The organism is Shinella sp. S4-D37 (assembly GCF_040812195.1).
GTDB lineage: Bacteria > Pseudomonadota > Alphaproteobacteria > Rhizobiales > Rhizobiaceae > Shinella.
On record NZ_JBFNXL010000002.1, the window covers coordinates 177187 to 193501 of the forward strand.

Sequence of the window (16315 nt, forward strand, 5' to 3'; positions counted from 1 at the left end):
GGGTCCATGACAGCGCAACTTGCAGGAAAAATCGCCGTCATCACCGGAGGCACCCAGGGTCTGGGTGCGGCCACCGCAGGGCTCTTCGCCGAGCGGGGTGCCGAAGGCATCGTCATCTGCGGCCGTTCGGCCGAAAAGGGCGCGGCACAGGTGGCCGCGCTGGAAAAGCTTGGGGCCAAGGCTGTGTTCGTCGCCGCCGATCTCGGCAAGGTCGAGGATTGCCGGGCCGTCATCGCTGCCGCCGACCGGGCGTTCGGCCGGCTCGATATCCTCGTCAATGTCGCCGGCGCCACCAACCGGGGCAACATCCTCGAAACGACGCCCGAACTGTTCGACATGCTGTTTGCGGTCAATACGCGCGCGCCCTTCTTCCTCATGCAGGAGGCGATCCGCCTCTTCCGTCGCGAGGATGTGGCCGGCACGATCGTCAATATCTCCTCCATGTCGTCGATGGGCGGCCAGCCGTTCCTCGCCGCCTATTGCGCCTCCAAGGGCGCCCTCGACACGCTGACGCGCAACACCGCCTATGCCGTGCTGCGCAATCGCATCCGCGTCAACAGCCTCAATATCGGCTGGATGGCCTCGGAAGGCGAGGACAAGACGCAGCGCCTGCTGGACGGCCAGCCGGACGACTGGCTGGAGAAGGCCGCTAGCGCCCAGCCGAACGGCCGCCTCATCGATCCCGACGAGGTCGCCCGCGCCATCGCCTTCCTCGCCTCGGCGGAATCCGGGCTGATGACCGGCGCGATCGTCAATTTCGACCAGGGCATCTGGGGCGCCTACGACGGCGTGCCCCATCCCGCTGCACCGCTTTGAATTTCGATTGGAAACGGACATGAAAACCATCAAGGGGCCAGGTGTCTTTCTCGCACAGTTCGCTGCGGACGAAGCGCCCTTCAACACGCTCAAGGGGCTTGCCGGCTGGGCCGCCGACAAAGGGTTCAAGGGCGTGCAGATCCCGACGTGGGATACCCGCATCATCGATCTCGAGCGCGCGGCTGAAAGCCAGGATTATGTCGATGAGTTCAAGGGAACCCTCGCCGAGCACGGTCTGGTCGTCACCGACCTTGCCTCGCACCTCCAGGGCCAACTCGTCGCGCTTCATCCCTCCTTCGACCTGCCGGCCGATTCCTTCGCGCCGAAGGCCGTTCACCGCAATGCGAAGGCGCGGCAGGAATGGGCGGTTCGCCAGCTCCTTGCGGCCGCCAAGGCTTCCCGCCGGTTCGGCCTCGACCGCCACACTACCTTCAGCGGCACGCTGCTCTGGCCGTATCTCTATCCCTATCCGCAATGGCCGGATGGCCTGATCTCCGACGGTTTCGACGAACTCGCCCGCCGCTGGCGGCCGATCCTCGATGCCTTCGACGCCGAGGGTGTCGACGTCTGCTACGAGATCCATCCGACCGAGGACCTGCACGACGGGCTGACCTTCGAGATGTTCCTGGAGCGGGTCGGCAACCATTCCCGCTGCAACATCATGTACGACCCGAGCCATCTCGTGCTGCAGTCGATCGATTACCTCACCTATATCGACCACTATCACGAGCGGATCAAAACCTTCCACGTCAAGGACGCCGAGTTCCGCCCGACGGGCAAGACGGGTGCCTATGGCGGTTACCAGCCCTGGGTGAGCCGGGCCGGGCGCTTCCGTTCGCCGGGCGACGGCCAGGTGGATTTCGGCGCGATCTTCGCCAAGCTGACCGGCTACGATTTCGACGGCTGGGCCGTGCTCGAATGGGAATGCTGCCTGAAGAACTCGGAAGACGGCGCCGCCGAGGGGGCGCGCTTCATCAGCGACCACATCATCCGCGTGTCGGAACGCGCCTTCGACGACTTCGTCAAGTCCGGCGCCGACCGCTCCGTCAATCATGAAATCCTGGGTATCTGAGGAACATCGGACGTGTCGAATTCAAACCTGTCCAATCGTAGATTGCGCCTCGGCATGGTGGGCGGCGGTGAAGGCGCCTATATCGGCGGCATCCACCGCTTCGCCGCCCGCCTCGACAACCATTTCGACCTCGTCGCAGGCGCGTTCGACGTCGACGCGGCGCGCGGCCACGCCTTTGCGGCCAAGAACTTCATCGCGCCGGATCGCTCCCACGGCGACTATGCCGCGATGGTCGAGGGGGAACGCGGCCGGGACGACCGGATCGACGTCGTCGCGATCTGCACGCCGAACCACACGCACTATCCCATCGCCAAGGCCTTTCTCGAAGCCGGCATCGACGTGATCTGCGAAAAGCCGATGACGACGACGCTGGAAGATGCGATCGCGCTGCACGAGCTGGCGCAGCAGACCGGCCGCTTCCTCGGCGTCACCTATACCTATAGCGGCTATCCGATGGTGCACGAGGCGCGCGCCATGGTGGCGCGCGGCGATATCGGCAAGGTACGGGTCGTGCAGGTCGAATATCCGCTGGAATGGATGGCGACCGGCATCGAGCTTCAGGGCAACCAGCAGGCGGCCTGGCGCACCGATCCGCAGAAGAACGGCCGCGGCGGCTCCATCGGCGACATCGGCACCCACGCCTATCATCTCGCCGGCTTCGTCACCGGCTTGAAGGCCGAAGCCATCGCCGCGGACCTTGCCACCTTCGTCGAGGGCCGGGCGCTGGACGACAACGCCCATGTAATGATCCGCTACGAGAGCGGCGCGCGGGGGCTGCTCTGGTCCTCGCAGGTGGCGATCGGCCAGTCGAACGGACTTCGCCTGCGCGTCTTCGGCGAAACGGGCAGCCTCGTCTGGCATCAGGAGCACCCGAACGAGCTGGTCTTCACGAAGCTTTTCGGCGCGCCCGAGACGATCAAGCGGGGCCGCGACGACCTTTCGGAAGACGCGCGTGCCCGCACGCGCACCCCGCCGGGCCATCCTGAAGGCTACATCGAGGCTTTCACCAACCTCTATTCCGGCTTCGCCGCCATCATTCGCGCCAATGCCGAGGGAAGAGCGGCAGGACCGATGGGGGAGGGCGTCCCGGCTTCGTATGACGGTCTCAAGGGTGTGGCTTTCGTCGACGCCGTCGTCGACAGCCATGAAAAGCACAATGGAGGATGGCTTGCACCGCGCTTTGCCTGAGGTAGCGCGCAGCTGACATTCGGCACTCCCTGGGAGTGTCACGGAACACGAGAGATGGATCGGGCCGAAAGGCCGTTTGATCCGGGAGACAGCCTCTCCCGGCACCGGCGGAGCTTTGATCTTTAACAAGGGCGGCAAGGGGTCGACCTATCCAAGAGGAGGAAGTGCAATGAAGAAATATCTTATGGGTGCCGTCGCGGCTCTCGCGCTGATGTCCGGCACGGCGCGTGCCGAAACCATCGGCGTCGCGATGTCCCTGTTTGACGACAACTGGCTGACCGTTCTCCGGCACGGCATGGAGGACTACGGCAAGACGCTCGACGGCGTGGAAATCCAGATGGAAGACGGGCAGGGCGATATCGCCAAGCAGCAGAGCCAGGTGGAGAACTTCATCGCATCCGGCGTCGATGCCATCGTCATCATGCTTGTTGACGCCGATGCCGGCGTTGCCATTTCCAAGACGGCCGCGGCGGCCGGCGTTCCGCTGATCTTCGTCAACAATGCGCCGGGCAATATCGATGACCTGCCGGAGAAGCAGGCATTCGTCGGCTCGGATGAAGAGCAGGCCGGCACGCTCGAAACGGAAACCGTCTGCAAGCTCCTCGGCGGCAAGGGCAGCGTGGTCATTCTCCAGGGCCAGCTCGGCACGACCGGCCAGCGTGGCCGCACAAAGGCGACGCACGACGTGCTTGCCCGGCCCGAATGCAAGGATATCAAGGTCCTCGACGAGCAGACGGCCAACTGGATGCGCACACCGGCCCTCGATCTGGTCAGCAACTGGCTTTCCGCCGGTCTAGAGTTCGATGCTGTGATTGCAAACAACGACGAAATGGCACTCGGCGCCGTGCAGGCGTTGAAGGCCTCCGGCAAGTCGATGGACAGCGTCGTCGTGGCGGGCGTTGATGCGACCCAGGACGCGCTGACCGCCATGCAGGCGGGCGATCTCGACGTCACCGTCTTCCAGAACGCCGTCGGGCAGGGGAAGGGCGCCATCGATGCAGCGCTGAAGATCGCCAAGGGCGAGACGGTCGAAAAGAAGACCTACATTCCCTTCGAACTCGTCACGCCGGAGAACGTCGCCGACTACGCGACGAAGAACTGATCCGATCCTCGGGGGCGCCGTTCACGGCGCTCCCGCTCAAGGCGGCAGGATGGGAGGAGGAAGTGATGATAAGTCCGGGTACAATGGCGGCGGTTCGTGCCAGCGGGGCCGTTCCGAATTCGGAGTTTCTCTTGGAGGCAGAGGGGGTCCGCAAGGCATTCCCCGGAGTCGTGGCGCTCGACGATGTGCAGTTCAAGCTGAAGCGCGGCACCGTGCATGCCCTGATGGGCGAAAACGGCGCCGGCAAATCGACGTTGATGAAGATCCTTGCCGGCATCTACACGCCCGACCACGGTGAAATCCGGCTGCGTGGACACGACATCGAGCTCAAGTCGCCGCTCGATGCCTTAGAGAACGGCATCGCCATGATCCATCAGGAACTCAACCTGATGCCCTTCATGACCGTTGCGGAAAACATCTGGATCCGCCGCGAGCCGAAGAACAGGTTCGGCTTCGTCGATCACGGCAAGATGAGGCGGATGACCGCTGAACTGTTCAAACGGCTGAAGATCGACATCGACCCGGAAACGGAAGTGCGCCACCTCTCGGTCGCCAGCCGGCAGATGGTCGAGATCGCCAAGGCCGTCTCCTATGAATCCGACGTCCTGATCATGGACGAGCCGACGTCGACGCTGACGGAGCGCGAGGTCTCGCATCTGTTCGAGATCATCCGGGACTTGCGCAATCACGGCATCGGCATCGTCTACATTACCCACAAGATGAACGAGCTGTTCGAGATCGCCGACGAGTTCTCGGTGTTCCGCGACGGCAAGTATATCGGCACGCATGCCTCCACCGACGTGACGCGCGACGACATCATCCGCATGATGGTCGGCCGCGAGATCACCCAGATGTTCCCGAAGGAAGAGGTGCCGATCGGCGATGTCGTGCTGTCGGTGAAGAACCTCACCCTCAAGGGCGTCTTTCACGACGTGTCCTTCGACGTGCGCGCCGGCGAAATCCTCGGCCTCGCCGGCCTCGTCGGCTCGGGCCGCTCCAATGTCGCCGAAACGATCTTCGGCGTGACGCCGGCAAGCTCCGGGACGATCGAGATCAACGGCAAGCCGGTCAATATCGACAGCCCCAACACCGCGATCCGCAACCGCATGGCGTTCCTCACGGAAGACCGCAAGGACACCGGCTGCCTGCTGATCCTCGACGTGCTGGAAAACATGCAGATCGCCGTTCTCCAGGACAAGTTCGTGAAGTCGGGTTTCGTCCAGGAACGGGAATTGAGCCGCGTCTGCGAGGAAATGAGCCGCAAGCTGCGGGTCAAGACGCCCAACATGTACGAACGCATCGAAAATCTTTCCGGCGGCAACCAGCAGAAGGTCCTGATCGGCCGCTGGCTGCTGACCAACCCCCGTATCCTGATCCTCGATGAGCCGACGCGCGGCATCGACGTCGGCGCCAAGGCGGAAATTCATCGGTTCGTCACCGAGCTCGCCCGCGACGGTGTCGCTGTCATCATGATCTCGTCGGAACTGCCCGAGGTGCTCGGCATGAGCGACAGGATCATGGTCATGCACGAAGGGCGCGCCACTGGCTTCCTCGATCGTGCCGAGGCGACGCAGGTGAAGGTCATGGAACTGGCGGCACGCTAGGCGCGACACTCGACAAAGGGAGAAGAAGAATGAACACCAATGTGACGGCCGGTGACACGCCGGCAGGGATGAGCAATACGCGCCGGCGGTTGCCGCCGGAGCTGAACATCTTTCTCGTCCTGATCGGAATCGCCCTTGTCTTCGAGGTACTCGGCTGGATTTTCGCCGGCCAAAGCTTTCTGATGAACAAGCAGCGCCTCACGATCATGATCCTTCAGGTCTCGGTCATCGGCATCATTGCCATCGGCGTGACCCAGGTGATCATCACCGGCGGCATCGACCTCTCGTCCGGTTCCGTGGTCGGGATGACCGCGATGATTGCCGCCGGCTTTGCGCAATCATCGACCTGGGGCCGGGTCATGTACCCCTCCCTGACCGACCTGCCGGCAATTGTTCCCATCGGTGTGGGCCTTCTCATCGGCATTCTGGCCGGATTGATCAATGGAGCGTTGATCGCGTACACGCGGATTCCTCCATTCATCGCGACGCTCGGCATGATGGTCTCGGCGCGCGGCGTTTCCAAATGGTACACGAAGGGACAGCCGGTTTCGGGCCTGACGGACCAGTTCAGCTTCATCGGTTCGGGTATTTGGCCCGTCGTCGTCTTCCTGGCCGTGGCGGCGGTGTTCCACGTCGCGCTGCGCTACACGCGCTACGGCAAGTTCACGTATGCGATCGGTGCGAATGTCCAGGCGGCACGCGTCTCCGGCATCAATGTCGAAAGACACCTCGTCAAGGTCTACGTCGTCGCCGGCATGCTTGCGGGGTTGGCGGGTATCGTCACCGCGGCGCGTGCACAAACGGCGCAGGCCGGCATGGGCGTCATGTACGAACTCGACGCGATCGCCGCCGCGGTGATCGGCGGAACGTCTCTGGCGGGCGGCGTCGGCCGGATCACCGGCACGGTCATCGGCACCGTCATCCTCGGCGTCATGACATCGGGTTTCACCTTCCTGCGTGTTGACGCGTACTACCAGGAGATCATCAAGGGTGCGATCATCGTGGCGGCCGTCGTGACCGACGTTTACCGGCAGAAGAAGCGCAAGGTCTGACGCAGGCACATATCGGCCCGCCAGGCCTGATGATGTGCAGCGGTGCGGCTCTACCGCCGCACGGCTGCACATCCCTAAAATCCCGAAATCACTCCCGCTGGGAAGGCCTTGCTTGACGACCATTCAAAAGCTGAAGGAACAGATTGCCCGTGGAGAGCGCTCGTTCGGCGTCGAGCAGCAACGAGCGCTTCGGCATTTGTTCGATCACCCTGACATAGCCGCCTTCGGACGACTGTCATCCGTGGCAAGCCGTTGCGGCGTCTCCCAAACGACTATTGTGCACTTGGCAAAGAAAGCCGGATTTCTCGGGTTCAAGGAAATGCGCGCGGCATTTCAGCGTCACCTTCTTGAGCGGTCATCGTCCTGATCACTACCCCGAGCGCCGTGGACCAGTGCAAGCGGTTTCGGTTATATCGATGCACTCGCGAGCCAACTTATCGAGAAGGGAATCCGCGGCAAGGACCGCGACGTCGGATGACCGGGCAACCGGTGGAGCTTGTGCCTGCCTACGTAGTTCTATCATCCACCGATGCGAGCTTCATCAATGGCGAAATCTACGACGTGACCGGTGGCAAACGCATTCCTCAACACGGAAGGCTCATCCGGCGGCTGCTTTTAGCTTATGAAACGGCGTTCACGGGCCTATAACGCCACCCATTTATGCCGAGATGGATGCAGTAGACGAATCATTGGCGAATTCGCAATGGCTTCCCTCGGCCTCATGCAGACTGGGTAGCCAGTCTTGCCAGTCGCTGTTCTCCCATTATCGCGAAGAAAGCCAGTAAACCTCATCGTGCATCGTCGCGCGTGTAAAACATACGTGCTGAGGTTTCGATCACCGACCTATGTTTGCGGGGATCGAACGTTACGGCCGGAAAGGTTTCAAAGAGATATTTCGCAAAACTCTCTTTTGCCTCATCTGACGGATCGAACCATGGCTGCGTCGTTAGTTCATCGAAGATGTCTTTCAGAGCTTCAAGCTCAGCGGGCTCGAATGCCCCTTTGGAGGAAAAACTGCCCATCTCCAACCCCAACAAAAGATCCAGGCCATTCGTGTACATTTTGTGCTTTCCTAGACGATTTGCAACGTCGCTGTTGAGCCGATGATCAGTTTTCCATCCGCTGGGAGAAGGACACCCAGCTGACGGTTGGCTTGGATGTACTCCGGCTTTGCCTAGCGTGCGGCGAGGCGTACCGAGAGCGTCTTGCATCCGGGTCGTCGCCTTTGGCCGGGCCGTACTAGGCCGTAGATGTCTCCAATCATTAGGAATCCTCTGACCGCTTGGTTAGCGTTGACCTCCTGCAATAGCGATCTGGCTTACAACCTCTTCTGAAATAGCCTGGTGATATTAAGGCCATCGAAGACATTCCGATGTTTGGCGTCCTTGAGCGCCTTGGCGCCGGCAAAGCGCATGGTTGTCTGCCAATAGCCGCTAAATGTTTGACTATTCTTGATTTGGTGGATCTCGACGACGAACTAACTCCGCATCATGCGCTCGAAACATGGGTTGTAAGGGAATCGTCAACTTAACGAAACGTGGAATTCGATGTGCGATGACGGGCCATGACGAACCGTGATCCACTTTATCGCCGCCATCGCTTTCCCGCTGAAGTCATTTCCCACGCCGTTTGGCTTTATTTCCGCTTCCCTCTCAGCCTGCGGATGGTTGGGGACATGCTGGCTTCGCGTGGGATCATTGTCTCGCATCAGACAGTCCGGCTGTGGGCGGAGAAATTCGGGCGAACCTTCGCCAGCGACATCCGTCGTCGCTCATCCAGTCAACTCGGCGACAAATGGTATCTCGACGAGGTAGTCATTTCGATCCGTGGCAAGAAGCATTGGCTCTGGCGTGCCGTCGACCAGGACGGGTTTGTTCTGGACGTTCTCGTGCAAAGCCGCCGCAATGCTAAGGCGGCCAAGCGCCTCATGCGCAAGCTTTTGAAGCGTCAGGGCCGGGTGCCCAGGGTGATGATCACCGACAAGCTTCGGTCCTACGATGCTGCAAAACGTGAGGTTATGCCCGGTGTCGAGCATCGCTCCCACAAAGGCCTGAACAATCGGGCGGAGAATTCCCACCAGCCAGTGCGGCGGCGAGAGCGCATCATGAAGCGGTTCAAGTCACAGCGACATCTACAACGCTTTGTCTCGATCCATGCTCCGATTGCCAACCTGTTCCACATCCCTCGCCACGACATCACCTCCAACCATCATCGCGAACTGCGTGCAGCAGCGATGGACCTGTGGAAGAAAATCGCTCAGGCATGACCGACAAAATAAGCCGGCGTCATGGTCTGTGACTCCTTTGCCGTTAAGTTTACGATGCCTGCTGGCGCCCTGACCGATGCATTCCTGGCTCTTCGAACTCGGCGTGTCCGTCATGTCGTCGACGATCTGCGCCGTCAGCAATGATTCCAGCAGGCCGACCGCGGCAAGCGCCATGGAATAGGGGAAAATGATCTGCAGCGTCTCGAAGGTTACCGGCACCTGCGGCAGCGCGAAGATCGGCAGCGCCGACGGCAGTTCGCCGAGATCGCCGACCGTGCGCAGGTCCAGACCGCCCCACCAGGCGATGCCGGTCAGAACGAGGATGGCGACCAGCGGCGAGGGGATGGCCCTGGTGACATAGGGGAAGAGATAGATGATCGCGAGGCCGGCTGCGATTATGGCATAGGTCAATCCCGGCACGCCGATGAGCTCGGGCAGCTGCGCCATGAAGATCAGGATCGCCAGCGCGTTGACGAAGCCGGTGATGACCGAGCGCGAGACGAAGCGCATGACGCGGCCGAGCTTCAGGAAGCCGGCACAGATCTGGATCAGGCCCATCAGCAGCGTGGCGGCGAAGAGGTATTCGAGGCCATGCTCCTTCACGAGCGTGACCACCAGCACGGCGGTTGCCGCCGTTGCGGCCGAGATCATGCCGGGCCGGCCGCCGACGAAGGCGGAGACGCAGGCAATGGCGAAGGAGGCGAAAAGTCCGACCTTCGGATCGATGCCGGCAATGACGGAAAAGCCGATGGCTTCGGGAATGAGGGCGAGCGCGACAACTATGCCGGAGAGAATATCGGCACGAATGTTCGAAAACCCCTCGCGCTTGTAGGTCGTCAGATTGAATATGGAAAAGTCCGCAAAGAAGCGCATCCAGACCGGACGGCATCCAGCCTTATGAACAGGTCTGATGCTTTGCGTTGTCTGGCGGATCGGCGGCCAGAAGAGCCACCCGGAGTTTCACCGGGTCCGGGGTGAATAGGGGCGTTATATAAGAAGCTGAGCCTCAGTCAATCGACCCTTCGACCATCGTTAAGCGGCTGCTTGGCGCTGCTCGGATGTCCTGCGCCGATTGTCGGCAGCCGATTCAAACGGTGATGAGACGATCGAGGTAGAAGCTCAAAAAGGCTCTCATCGTGGCGTGCCGCGGGCGACAGAGAAGATCGCCCCGATCATGCCGCCCGTGACCACTCCGGCCGAACCGCCGGCAAGGCCGCCGATCAGGCAATAGAAGATCGTCGAGGCCGCGAACTGCGGAGCCAACACGACTGCGGCCACGACGCCGACTGCCGCACCTATCAGGCCGAGCACGAAGCTGAGACCGGTCACGGCGTCCGAGGGATCGACAACAACCTGCCGGTTGTTCTCTTCGACCGTATGCGGATCGTCATCGATCATCTCATCCTCCATTCTTGGATACGTGCTGGCGCCTGTCGTCGACGGGTGCGTCGTCATCGTCATTTTCAAGCAGAATTCTTACCGCGGCGCCGTCGAGATCCTCGTATTGTCGAGTGCGCAGGGACCATAAAAACGCGGCAAGCCCGGCGGTCCCCATAATGATCGAAAGTGGGACGAGGACGGTGAGGGCGGTCATGCGCTCGCCTTTAAGATGGCCATGGGGCGGAAGCTAACCTCGCTGGCCGCCGACAATTCCCCGACCGAGGGGCCGCCCCTTAGGGACAGGACACAGGGTCCGATCTCGGACGAACAGCAGGACATCGCCGCTACCGCATCTCTTTATAGGCGTGCCAGGTCGCATGCCCGAGCCAAGGGAAGACCACGATCAGGCCGAGAAGCCCGGTGGTGACGGAAAGGAGAAACAGGCCGAGCACGATCGCGCCCCAGGTCAACATCGGGGTGAGATTGTTCCACACCAGCGCCGTGCTGACACCCATGGCCGTGAAGGCGTCGACGCGCCGGTCGAGCAGCATGGGAATGGAAAAGACGCTGACGGCGAAGGCAAAACCGGCAAAGAGCGCTCCGACTAGGCTGCCGACCACCAGCATGGCCCAGCCGGTCGGCGTGGTAAAGAGCATGCCGGCGATGTGGTCGAGCCCGGGGAAGGGGCGCACGCCGAAGAACAGCGCATAGACCAGAACGGCCGCGCGCATCCACAGGAGCATCAGCATGGCCAGCAGCATGCCGGTAAAAAACACCTGCGCGCCCGCCATCGGCTGCACGGCGAGCATGGAGCGCAGCGTCGGCCGCACCCCGGCCTCCAGGTCGCGGCTCTTGAGATAGAGGCCGGCGGCGACCAGCGGACCGACGATCAGAAATCCCGCCAGGGCCGGGAACAGGAAGTAGTCGCGTCCCGTATCAACCATGTAGACGATGAAGACGATTGAGGCGATAAAGACCGCCACCCCGTAGAGGAGACTGGGCACCGGATCGGTCCAGAGGTCTCGCCAGCCGCTCGCAAGCCACCGGGCGGGCGCCCGCGAAGAGAGGTGGCGCTTCCATCGCTCGTTGCGCGTCTCCTCGATATCCGAGACCTCGGATACGAGTTCGGGCGTCTGTTGCTTGGCGACCATCACCGTCTCCCCGTCAGCATGCGGACTTGGCCGCGCGATATCCGCCGGGCGTTCCGCTCTTGTCCTTCAGATGCGCCACGCAGCCCGGCTCGCTGGAGACGGCGACGTAGACGAGATGGGCGTTGGCGCCCACGAACACGACCATCGCCACCGCCGCCAGGACCCAGAGGCGGTGAACCCATTGCGAGCGGGCGGGCGCGGTGCGCGTCATCTAGGGTTTCCTCTTTCCGAGATCGTCGACATAGAGCGCCAGAACCTTGATCTCGACCGACGCCAGCCGCTCGTCCCAGGTCGGCATATGGCCCTGCCGGCCGCCGTGGATGGTCGCGATTATTCGTTGCAGGCTGCCGCCATAGATCCACCTGTTGTCCGCGAGGTTGGGTGCCCCCAGTTCCGGATTGCCCTTGGCATCCTCGCCGTGGCAGGCGATGCACGTCGTCTGGAAGACCTCGCGTCCGCGGTCGATCTGCTCGACGTTCCCGGCGGTGGAAACGGTAGGGTCGCTCAGCGAACTGACATAGGTGGCGACGTCCAACACCTGCGTGGCATCGAGCATCTCGTCGCGCCCGAAGGCCGGCATCTGCCCGACACGGCTTTCCGCATGGCGGGAATTGACGCCCACGGTCAGCGTCTGTGCAATCGCTTCCGGCCCGCCGCCCCAGATCCAGTCGTCGTCGGTGAGGTCGGGATAGTTCTCGCGGCCCTTGCCGTCGCGACCGTGGCAGGCGGCGCAGTTGTCGCCGAAGAGCTGGTGGCCGTTGGCGCGCACCGTCTCCATCAGCCGTTCGTCGGCGCGAATCTCATCGTAGGACAGGGTCTCAATGCGCGAGGTCCAGGACGCCCGCGCGCCTACACCTTCCTTGATCGACGCTTCAACGGTGGTCTTCTGGTTCTCGCCGAGCACGCCCTTGGTGTAGGTTCTGCCGAGCGGCCAGGTGGGCATCAGTACCCACCAGAGCACAGCGAAGATGTGCGTGACGATCAGGAAGAGCAGCACGCCGCGCGGAATGGGCGTGTCGAGTTCGCGAATGCCGTTCCAGATATGGCCCGTCGTCTTGCGGCCGCTGACGGGATCGACCTCTTTTACTTCCATGGAGCATCGTCCTCGTCGAAGATATCCCGCTCCGCCCGCTCGAAGCGCTCCCGGTTGGAGGGCAGGAAGGTGTAGATCAGCACGCAGATCGAAAAGCCGATCAGGTAGAACAGGCCCCACATCTTCGAGCCTTCGAGCAGTGTCTCATGGGTCAACGCCATCTCGTCACCTCAATTGTCCGGATCGGGCATCTGTTCGGGTGCGGCGGTGTTCTCGTACGCCGCGCGGGTGAGTTGGCCGAGCACCTGGAGATAGGCGACGAGCGCGTCCATCTCCGTCACGTTGGTCGTCACGCCATCGAACGCCGAGACCTGTGTCGCCTCGCCATATCGCTCCGTCACGCCCGAGGCCTGTTCGCTGTCAGGTATGGCCTGGCCATAGGCGTCGCGTGCGGCGTTCTCGATCATCTCGTCGGTATAGGGCACGCCGACGGACCGCTGTGCGCGAAGCGCGAGCGGCAAATCGGCAAGCTTTAGCCGGGTCGTCCCCAGCCAGCGATAGGAGGGCATGTTGGATTCCGGCACCACGTCGCGCGGATTGTTCAGATGGGCGACGTGCCAGAAATCCGAATATTTGCCGCCGATGCGGGCAAGGTCAGGGCCAGTGCGCTTCGATCCCCACAGCATCGGATGGTCGTATTGGGATTCGACGGCCAGCGAATAGGGGCCGTAACGCTCCACCTCGTCGCGCAGGGTGCGGATCATCTGAGAATGGCAGGCGTAACAGCCCTCGCGCACGTAGATGTCCCGCCCGGCCAGTTCCAGCGGCGTATAGAGCCGCATGTCGGAAACGGTCTCGACCGTATCGTCGATGGTGAAGAGCGGAGCGATCTCGACGATGCCGCCGACGCTGGCGGCGGCGATGATGGCCAGCATAAAGCCCGTTGCGGAGCGTTCCAGTTTCCTGTGCATCAGTTCCGGCATAGGCTACTCCGCAGGCGTGGGGGTTGGACCACCGATCGGCTTCTCGTCGACAGGCAGATCCTCATCGAGGGGAAGCGTCGCGGTGGCGGAGCTACGCACGGTCATCCAGATGTTATAGGCCGCGACGATCGCTCCGATGAGGAAGAGAAGGCCGCCGAAGGCGCGCGCGATATAGTAGGGATACATTGCCAGCAGCGTATCCACAAAGGAATAGACGAGCGTGTTGTCAGGGGAGTAGGTCCGCCACATGAGGCCCTGGATGATGCCGGAATTCCACATCGCGAAGACGTAGATGAGCGTTCCGGCAAGTGCGAGCCAGAAGTGCACCTCGACCAAAACCGCCGAATACATCCGCTCGCGCTTCCAGATTGCCGGCACCAGCGTATAGAGCGAGCCGAAGGTGATCATCGCGACCCAACCGAGCGCGCCGGCATGGACGTGGCCCACAGTCCAATCCGTATAATGAGAGAGCGCGTTGACCGGGCGGATCGCGAGGAACGAGCCTTCGAAGGTCGACAGCCCATAGAAGAACGCCGCCATCATGATGAAGCGCAATGTCGCGTCGTCGCGCACCTTGTGCCAGGCCCCGTTGAGGGTCAGCAGCGCGTTGCCGGCAGATGCCCAGGAGGGCACGAGCAACATCACGGAAAAGGTCATGCCGAGATTCTGCACCCAGTGGGGCAGGGCGGTGTAGTGCAGGTGGTGAGAGCCTGCCCACATATAGAAGAAGGTAATGCCCCAGAAGCTAAGGATCGACAGCCGGTAGGAGAAGATCGGCCGCTCCGCACGCTTGGGCAGGTAGTAGTAGAGCATGGCCAGGAAGCCGGCGGTGAGGAAGAAGGCGACGGCGTTATGCCCGTACCACCATTGCACCATTGAATCCTGCACGCCCGCCCAGACCGTGTAACTTTTGGCGTGGGCGAAGGAGAGGGGAACTGCGAGGTTGTTGACGATGTGCAGGATGGCCACGACGAGGATGAAGGCCAAGTAGTACCAATTGGCCACATAGATGTGCGGCTCTTTGCGCCGGGCAAGCGTGCGCACGTAGAGCACGAAATAGGTCACCCAGACGATGACCAGCCAGATATCGGCATACCATTCGGCCTCGGCATATTCCTTGGACTGGGTGACGCCGAGGAAATAGCCGGAAATCGCGATGAGACAGAAAAGGTTGAAGCCGAACAGCACGATCCAGGGCGAAAGCTGGTCGGCAAGGCGGGCGCGAGAGGTGCGCTGCACGACATGGAACGAGGTGGTGATCAGCGCATTGCCGCCGAACCCGAAAATGACGCCTGACGTGTGCGCCGGGCGGATTCGGCCGAAGCTCGCCCAGGACGTATCGAAGTTGAGGCTTGGCCAGGCGAGCTGCGCGGCAGCCCACACGCCGATGAACATGCCGAAGATCGCCCAGAACAGCGTCAGTCCCACCCCCACCTTGATGGGATCGTCATAGTAGCGGATGAGGCGGGCCGGTGACGGCGGCGCGCCGAACGCGCCGGAGAAGAGCACGAAGAGCAAGGCGAGGCTGTAGAGAAGCACCATCGCGCCGTGAATGCCGAGGACGTCGTATCGTCCGAGAGCCGCCATCGCGATGCCGACGATCGCCAGGACGATCAGGATGATCGCAGCGAAATCCCGTTCCCCCGTCGTAAGTTGCCCCATTGTTGGTTTCTCCCCATGCACCAGCGCCTGGCTCAGTCTCCTGTCTGGGAACTTGCGCGCGATGTTCCAAATTCAAGGGTGAAAGCAGCAAAAAATCTCGACCAGGCGCTAAACGATCGACGAACTTGATACACGGTAAATTTGCGCGAGACGAATTCGTCCTCGTGGTTGCAGGCACAGAAGGCACCGGAAGAGCGGTCGCGCAACGGGTGATTGAAAAGATGCGTGCTCCCATCGTATTGGAACGCGGCTACGCCGAGGTTCGCGCCAGCGCTGGCGGCATTTGGTGCAACCAACATGCAGATCTGGACCGTTTGATATCTGCAGCAGACACGTAGCTCTATGAAGCAAAAGCTCAAAAAAAAGATGGGTTCGGAGCCGCTAAACTCCGCCACACCGGCTAAACAGAATTAGGAGGTATCAAATTTTGGACAGCGGCAATGAGATTTTTCTCAGTATAGGGCTTGTCTAAAACGAGATCGAACATACCTGGGTTGGCACGTCCGATGCTGCCTTGGGCGCCGCTTACTAACATGATTGGTATCGTCGAAAGCTCGTTCTCGGATCGCATCGCTTGGGCAAGTTCAAGACCGTCATGAGCGGCATCATGAAGTCGGTGATCACCAATTGCGGCCGTCTTTCTCGCACGAGAGTAAGGGCTCCTCTCCCATGTGCGGCTGCCGCAACTTCATAGCCCGCGTCTTCCAACATCGCCGCGAGCATGTCGGCGAGCAGAAGTTCATCCTCGGCTATCACGATCAAAGGCATCTGCCGAACTCAACTTTCCGATTGGACGGTCCGCTCGTTCGGGCTGGCAAGTCCGGTCGTGGCACCAGAAACTGCTTCCAAAGGAGCCGCTACGAAGAGACCGTTCTGCCCGAATTCGATCTCATGGATGACTTGCTCGAACTTCCGGTCCCTCACTTTCAAGATTTCGGATGCTAACCGATCAGACGATGATTGAGGTCGATATCGAGAATGTTCCCGTTGGCGCGGCGATATAGTG

18 protein-coding genes, 1 pseudogene and 1 other annotated feature are annotated in these 16315 nt (G+C 61.5%); of the genes and pseudogenes, 8 read left to right on the forward strand and 11 right to left on the reverse strand.

Annotated elements, in window-relative coordinates; all coding sequences use genetic code 11:
- Positions 1-6 precede the first annotated feature (6 nt).
- The 7 genes from AB3G45_RS02760 (at position 7) to AB3G45_RS02790 (ending at position 7201) form a co-directional block, all read left to right on the forward strand.
- On the forward strand, positions 7-816 hold the full coding sequence (locus tag AB3G45_RS02760; RefSeq protein WP_367829131.1) for an SDR family oxidoreductase: 810 nt from the start codon (positions 7-9) through the stop codon (positions 814-816).
- 19 nt (positions 817-835) lie between these two features.
- Complete coding sequence (locus tag AB3G45_RS02765) at positions 836-1888, forward strand: sugar phosphate isomerase/epimerase family protein (protein ID WP_367829132.1); 1053 nt, start codon at positions 836-838, stop codon at positions 1886-1888.
- Between the two features lie 54 nt (positions 1889-1942).
- The gene (locus AB3G45_RS02770; RefSeq protein ID WP_367829334.1) at positions 1943-3076 is read left to right on the forward strand and encodes a Gfo/Idh/MocA family protein; all 1134 of its coding nucleotides are present in this window, start codon (positions 1943-1945) and stop codon (positions 3074-3076) included.
- Between the two features lie 169 nt (positions 3077-3245).
- A complete protein-coding gene (locus AB3G45_RS02775) occupies positions 3246-4178 on the forward strand; it encodes a sugar ABC transporter substrate-binding protein (protein WP_367829133.1) in 933 nt (310 codons plus the stop codon).
- Between the two features lie 62 nt (positions 4179-4240).
- Positions 4241-5782, forward strand: coding sequence for a sugar ABC transporter ATP-binding protein (locus tag AB3G45_RS02780; RefSeq protein WP_367829134.1), 1542 nt, complete (start codon positions 4241-4243; stop codon positions 5780-5782).
- Between the two features lie 29 nt (positions 5783-5811).
- On the forward strand, positions 5812-6834 hold the full coding sequence (locus tag AB3G45_RS02785) for an ABC transporter permease (protein ID WP_367829135.1): 1023 nt from the start codon (positions 5812-5814) through the stop codon (positions 6832-6834).
- Between the two features lie 112 nt (positions 6835-6946).
- Positions 6947-7201 carry a MurR/RpiR family transcriptional regulator gene (locus AB3G45_RS02790; RefSeq protein ID WP_367829136.1) on the forward strand — a complete coding sequence of 85 codons (255 nt, stop codon included), beginning with the start codon at positions 6947-6949 and terminating at the stop codon, positions 7199-7201.
- A gap of 421 nt (positions 7202-7622) precedes the next feature.
- Here the strand turns inward: AB3G45_RS02790 and AB3G45_RS02795 are convergent, their stop codons facing one another.
- Entirely contained in the window at positions 7623-7895 is a 273-nt protein-coding gene (locus tag AB3G45_RS02795; protein WP_367829137.1) for a hypothetical protein, read from the reverse strand.
- A gap of 503 nt (positions 7896-8398) precedes the next feature.
- Between AB3G45_RS02795 and AB3G45_RS02800 the strand changes: the two genes are divergently transcribed.
- Entirely contained in the window at positions 8399-9100 is a 702-nt protein-coding gene (locus AB3G45_RS02800; RefSeq protein ID WP_367829138.1) for an IS6 family transposase, read from the forward strand.
- A gap of 63 nt (positions 9101-9163) precedes the next feature.
- Here AB3G45_RS02800 and AB3G45_RS02805 read toward each other — a convergent pair.
- From AB3G45_RS02805 to AB3G45_RS02850, 10 genes and pseudogenes are all read right to left on the reverse strand, one after another.
- Positions 9164-9973 (reverse strand): annotated as a pseudogene (locus AB3G45_RS02805) (SulP family inorganic anion transporter); the annotation flags it as partial.
- 45 nt (positions 9974-10018) lie between these two features.
- Positions 10019-10074 (reverse strand) — a sequence feature (sul1 is cis-regulatory element that is thought to sense ions involved in sulfur or methionine metabolism; They are found in Alphaproteobacteria).
- Positions 10075-10231: 157 nt separating this feature from the next.
- Positions 10232-10498: a hypothetical protein gene (locus tag AB3G45_RS02810; RefSeq protein ID WP_367829139.1), complete on the reverse strand. Its 267-nt coding sequence runs from the start codon at positions 10496-10498 to the stop codon at positions 10232-10234.
- Between the two features lies 1 nt (position 10499).
- The gene (ccoS, locus tag AB3G45_RS02815; RefSeq protein ID WP_367829140.1) at positions 10500-10694 is read right to left on the reverse strand and encodes a cbb3-type cytochrome oxidase assembly protein CcoS; all 195 of its coding nucleotides are present in this window, start codon (positions 10692-10694) and stop codon (positions 10500-10502) included.
- Between the two features lie 130 nt (positions 10695-10824).
- Positions 10825-11631: a DUF2189 domain-containing protein gene (locus tag AB3G45_RS02820; RefSeq protein ID WP_367829141.1), complete on the reverse strand. Its 807-nt coding sequence runs from the start codon at positions 11629-11631 to the stop codon at positions 10825-10827.
- Positions 11632-11644: 13 nt separating this feature from the next.
- Positions 11645-11842, reverse strand: a complete 198-nt coding sequence (locus tag AB3G45_RS02825; RefSeq protein WP_367829142.1) for a hypothetical protein — start codon at positions 11840-11842, stop codon at positions 11645-11647.
- Positions 11843-12724, reverse strand: a complete 882-nt coding sequence (gene ccoP / locus AB3G45_RS02830) for a cytochrome-c oxidase, cbb3-type subunit III (RefSeq protein WP_367829143.1) — start codon at positions 12722-12724, stop codon at positions 11843-11845. It lies immediately after the preceding gene.
- Positions 12715-12885, reverse strand: coding sequence for a cbb3-type cytochrome c oxidase subunit 3 (locus tag AB3G45_RS02835; RefSeq protein WP_312414975.1), 171 nt, complete (start codon positions 12883-12885; stop codon positions 12715-12717). The genes ccoP and AB3G45_RS02835 overlap by 10 nt, the downstream gene beginning before the upstream one ends.
- A gap of 9 nt (positions 12886-12894) precedes the next feature.
- A complete protein-coding gene (gene ccoO, locus AB3G45_RS02840; protein WP_312414977.1) occupies positions 12895-13647 on the reverse strand; it encodes a cytochrome-c oxidase, cbb3-type subunit II in 753 nt (250 codons plus the stop codon).
- A 3-nt stretch (positions 13648-13650) separates the two neighbouring features.
- Positions 13651-15309, reverse strand: a complete 1659-nt coding sequence (ccoN, locus tag AB3G45_RS02845) for a cytochrome-c oxidase, cbb3-type subunit I (protein ID WP_367829144.1) — start codon at positions 15307-15309, stop codon at positions 13651-13653.
- 528 nt (positions 15310-15837) lie between these two features.
- Entirely contained in the window at positions 15838-16077 is a 240-nt protein-coding gene (locus AB3G45_RS02850) for a response regulator transcription factor (RefSeq protein ID WP_367829145.1), read from the reverse strand.
- Positions 16078-16315: the final 238 nt, after the last annotated feature.

What these genes read in the sequence shown, in the direction of transcription:
- AB3G45_RS02795 (WP_367829137.1), bottom strand. Translation starts at nt 7,895, where the DNA reads ATGTACACGAATGGCCTGGATCTTTTGTTGGGGTTGGAGATGGGCAGT.
- AB3G45_RS02820 (WP_367829141.1), bottom strand. Translation starts at nt 11,631, where the DNA reads ATGGTCGCCAAGCAACAGACGCCCGAACTCGTATCCGAGGTCTCGGAT.
- AB3G45_RS02775 (WP_367829133.1), top strand. Translation starts at nt 3,246, where the DNA reads ATGAAGAAATATCTTATGGGTGCCGTCGCGGCTCTCGCGCTGATGTCC.
- AB3G45_RS02850 (WP_367829145.1), bottom strand. Translation starts at nt 16,077, where the DNA reads ATGCCTTTGATCGTGATAGCCGAGGATGAACTTCTGCTCGCCGACATG.
- AB3G45_RS02800 (WP_367829138.1), top strand. Translation starts at nt 8,399, where the DNA reads ATGACGAACCGTGATCCACTTTATCGCCGCCATCGCTTTCCCGCTGAA.
- AB3G45_RS02785 (WP_367829135.1), top strand. Translation starts at nt 5,812, where the DNA reads ATGAACACCAATGTGACGGCCGGTGACACGCCGGCAGGGATGAGCAAT.
- AB3G45_RS02760 (WP_367829131.1), top strand. Translation starts at nt 7, where the DNA reads ATGACAGCGCAACTTGCAGGAAAAATCGCCGTCATCACCGGAGGCACC.
- AB3G45_RS02810 (WP_367829139.1), bottom strand. Translation starts at nt 10,498, where the DNA reads ATGATCGATGACGATCCGCATACGGTCGAAGAGAACAACCGGCAGGTT.
- AB3G45_RS02770 (WP_367829334.1), top strand. Translation starts at nt 1,943, where the DNA reads ATGGTGGGCGGCGGTGAAGGCGCCTATATCGGCGGCATCCACCGCTTC.
- AB3G45_RS02835 (WP_312414975.1), bottom strand. Translation starts at nt 12,885, where the DNA reads ATGGCGTTGACCCATGAGACACTGCTCGAAGGCTCGAAGATGTGGGGC.
- ccoP (WP_367829143.1), bottom strand. Translation starts at nt 12,724, where the DNA reads ATGGAAGTAAAAGAGGTCGATCCCGTCAGCGGCCGCAAGACGACGGGC.
- ccoN (WP_367829144.1), bottom strand. Translation starts at nt 15,309, where the DNA reads ATGGGGCAACTTACGACGGGGGAACGGGATTTCGCTGCGATCATCCTG.
- AB3G45_RS02825 (WP_367829142.1), bottom strand. Translation starts at nt 11,842, where the DNA reads ATGACGCGCACCGCGCCCGCCCGCTCGCAATGGGTTCACCGCCTCTGG.
- ccoO (WP_312414977.1), bottom strand. Translation starts at nt 13,647, where the DNA reads ATGCCGGAACTGATGCACAGGAAACTGGAACGCTCCGCAACGGGCTTT.
- ccoS (WP_367829140.1), bottom strand. Translation starts at nt 10,694, where the DNA reads ATGACCGCCCTCACCGTCCTCGTCCCACTTTCGATCATTATGGGGACC.
- AB3G45_RS02765 (WP_367829132.1), top strand. Translation starts at nt 836, where the DNA reads ATGAAAACCATCAAGGGGCCAGGTGTCTTTCTCGCACAGTTCGCTGCG.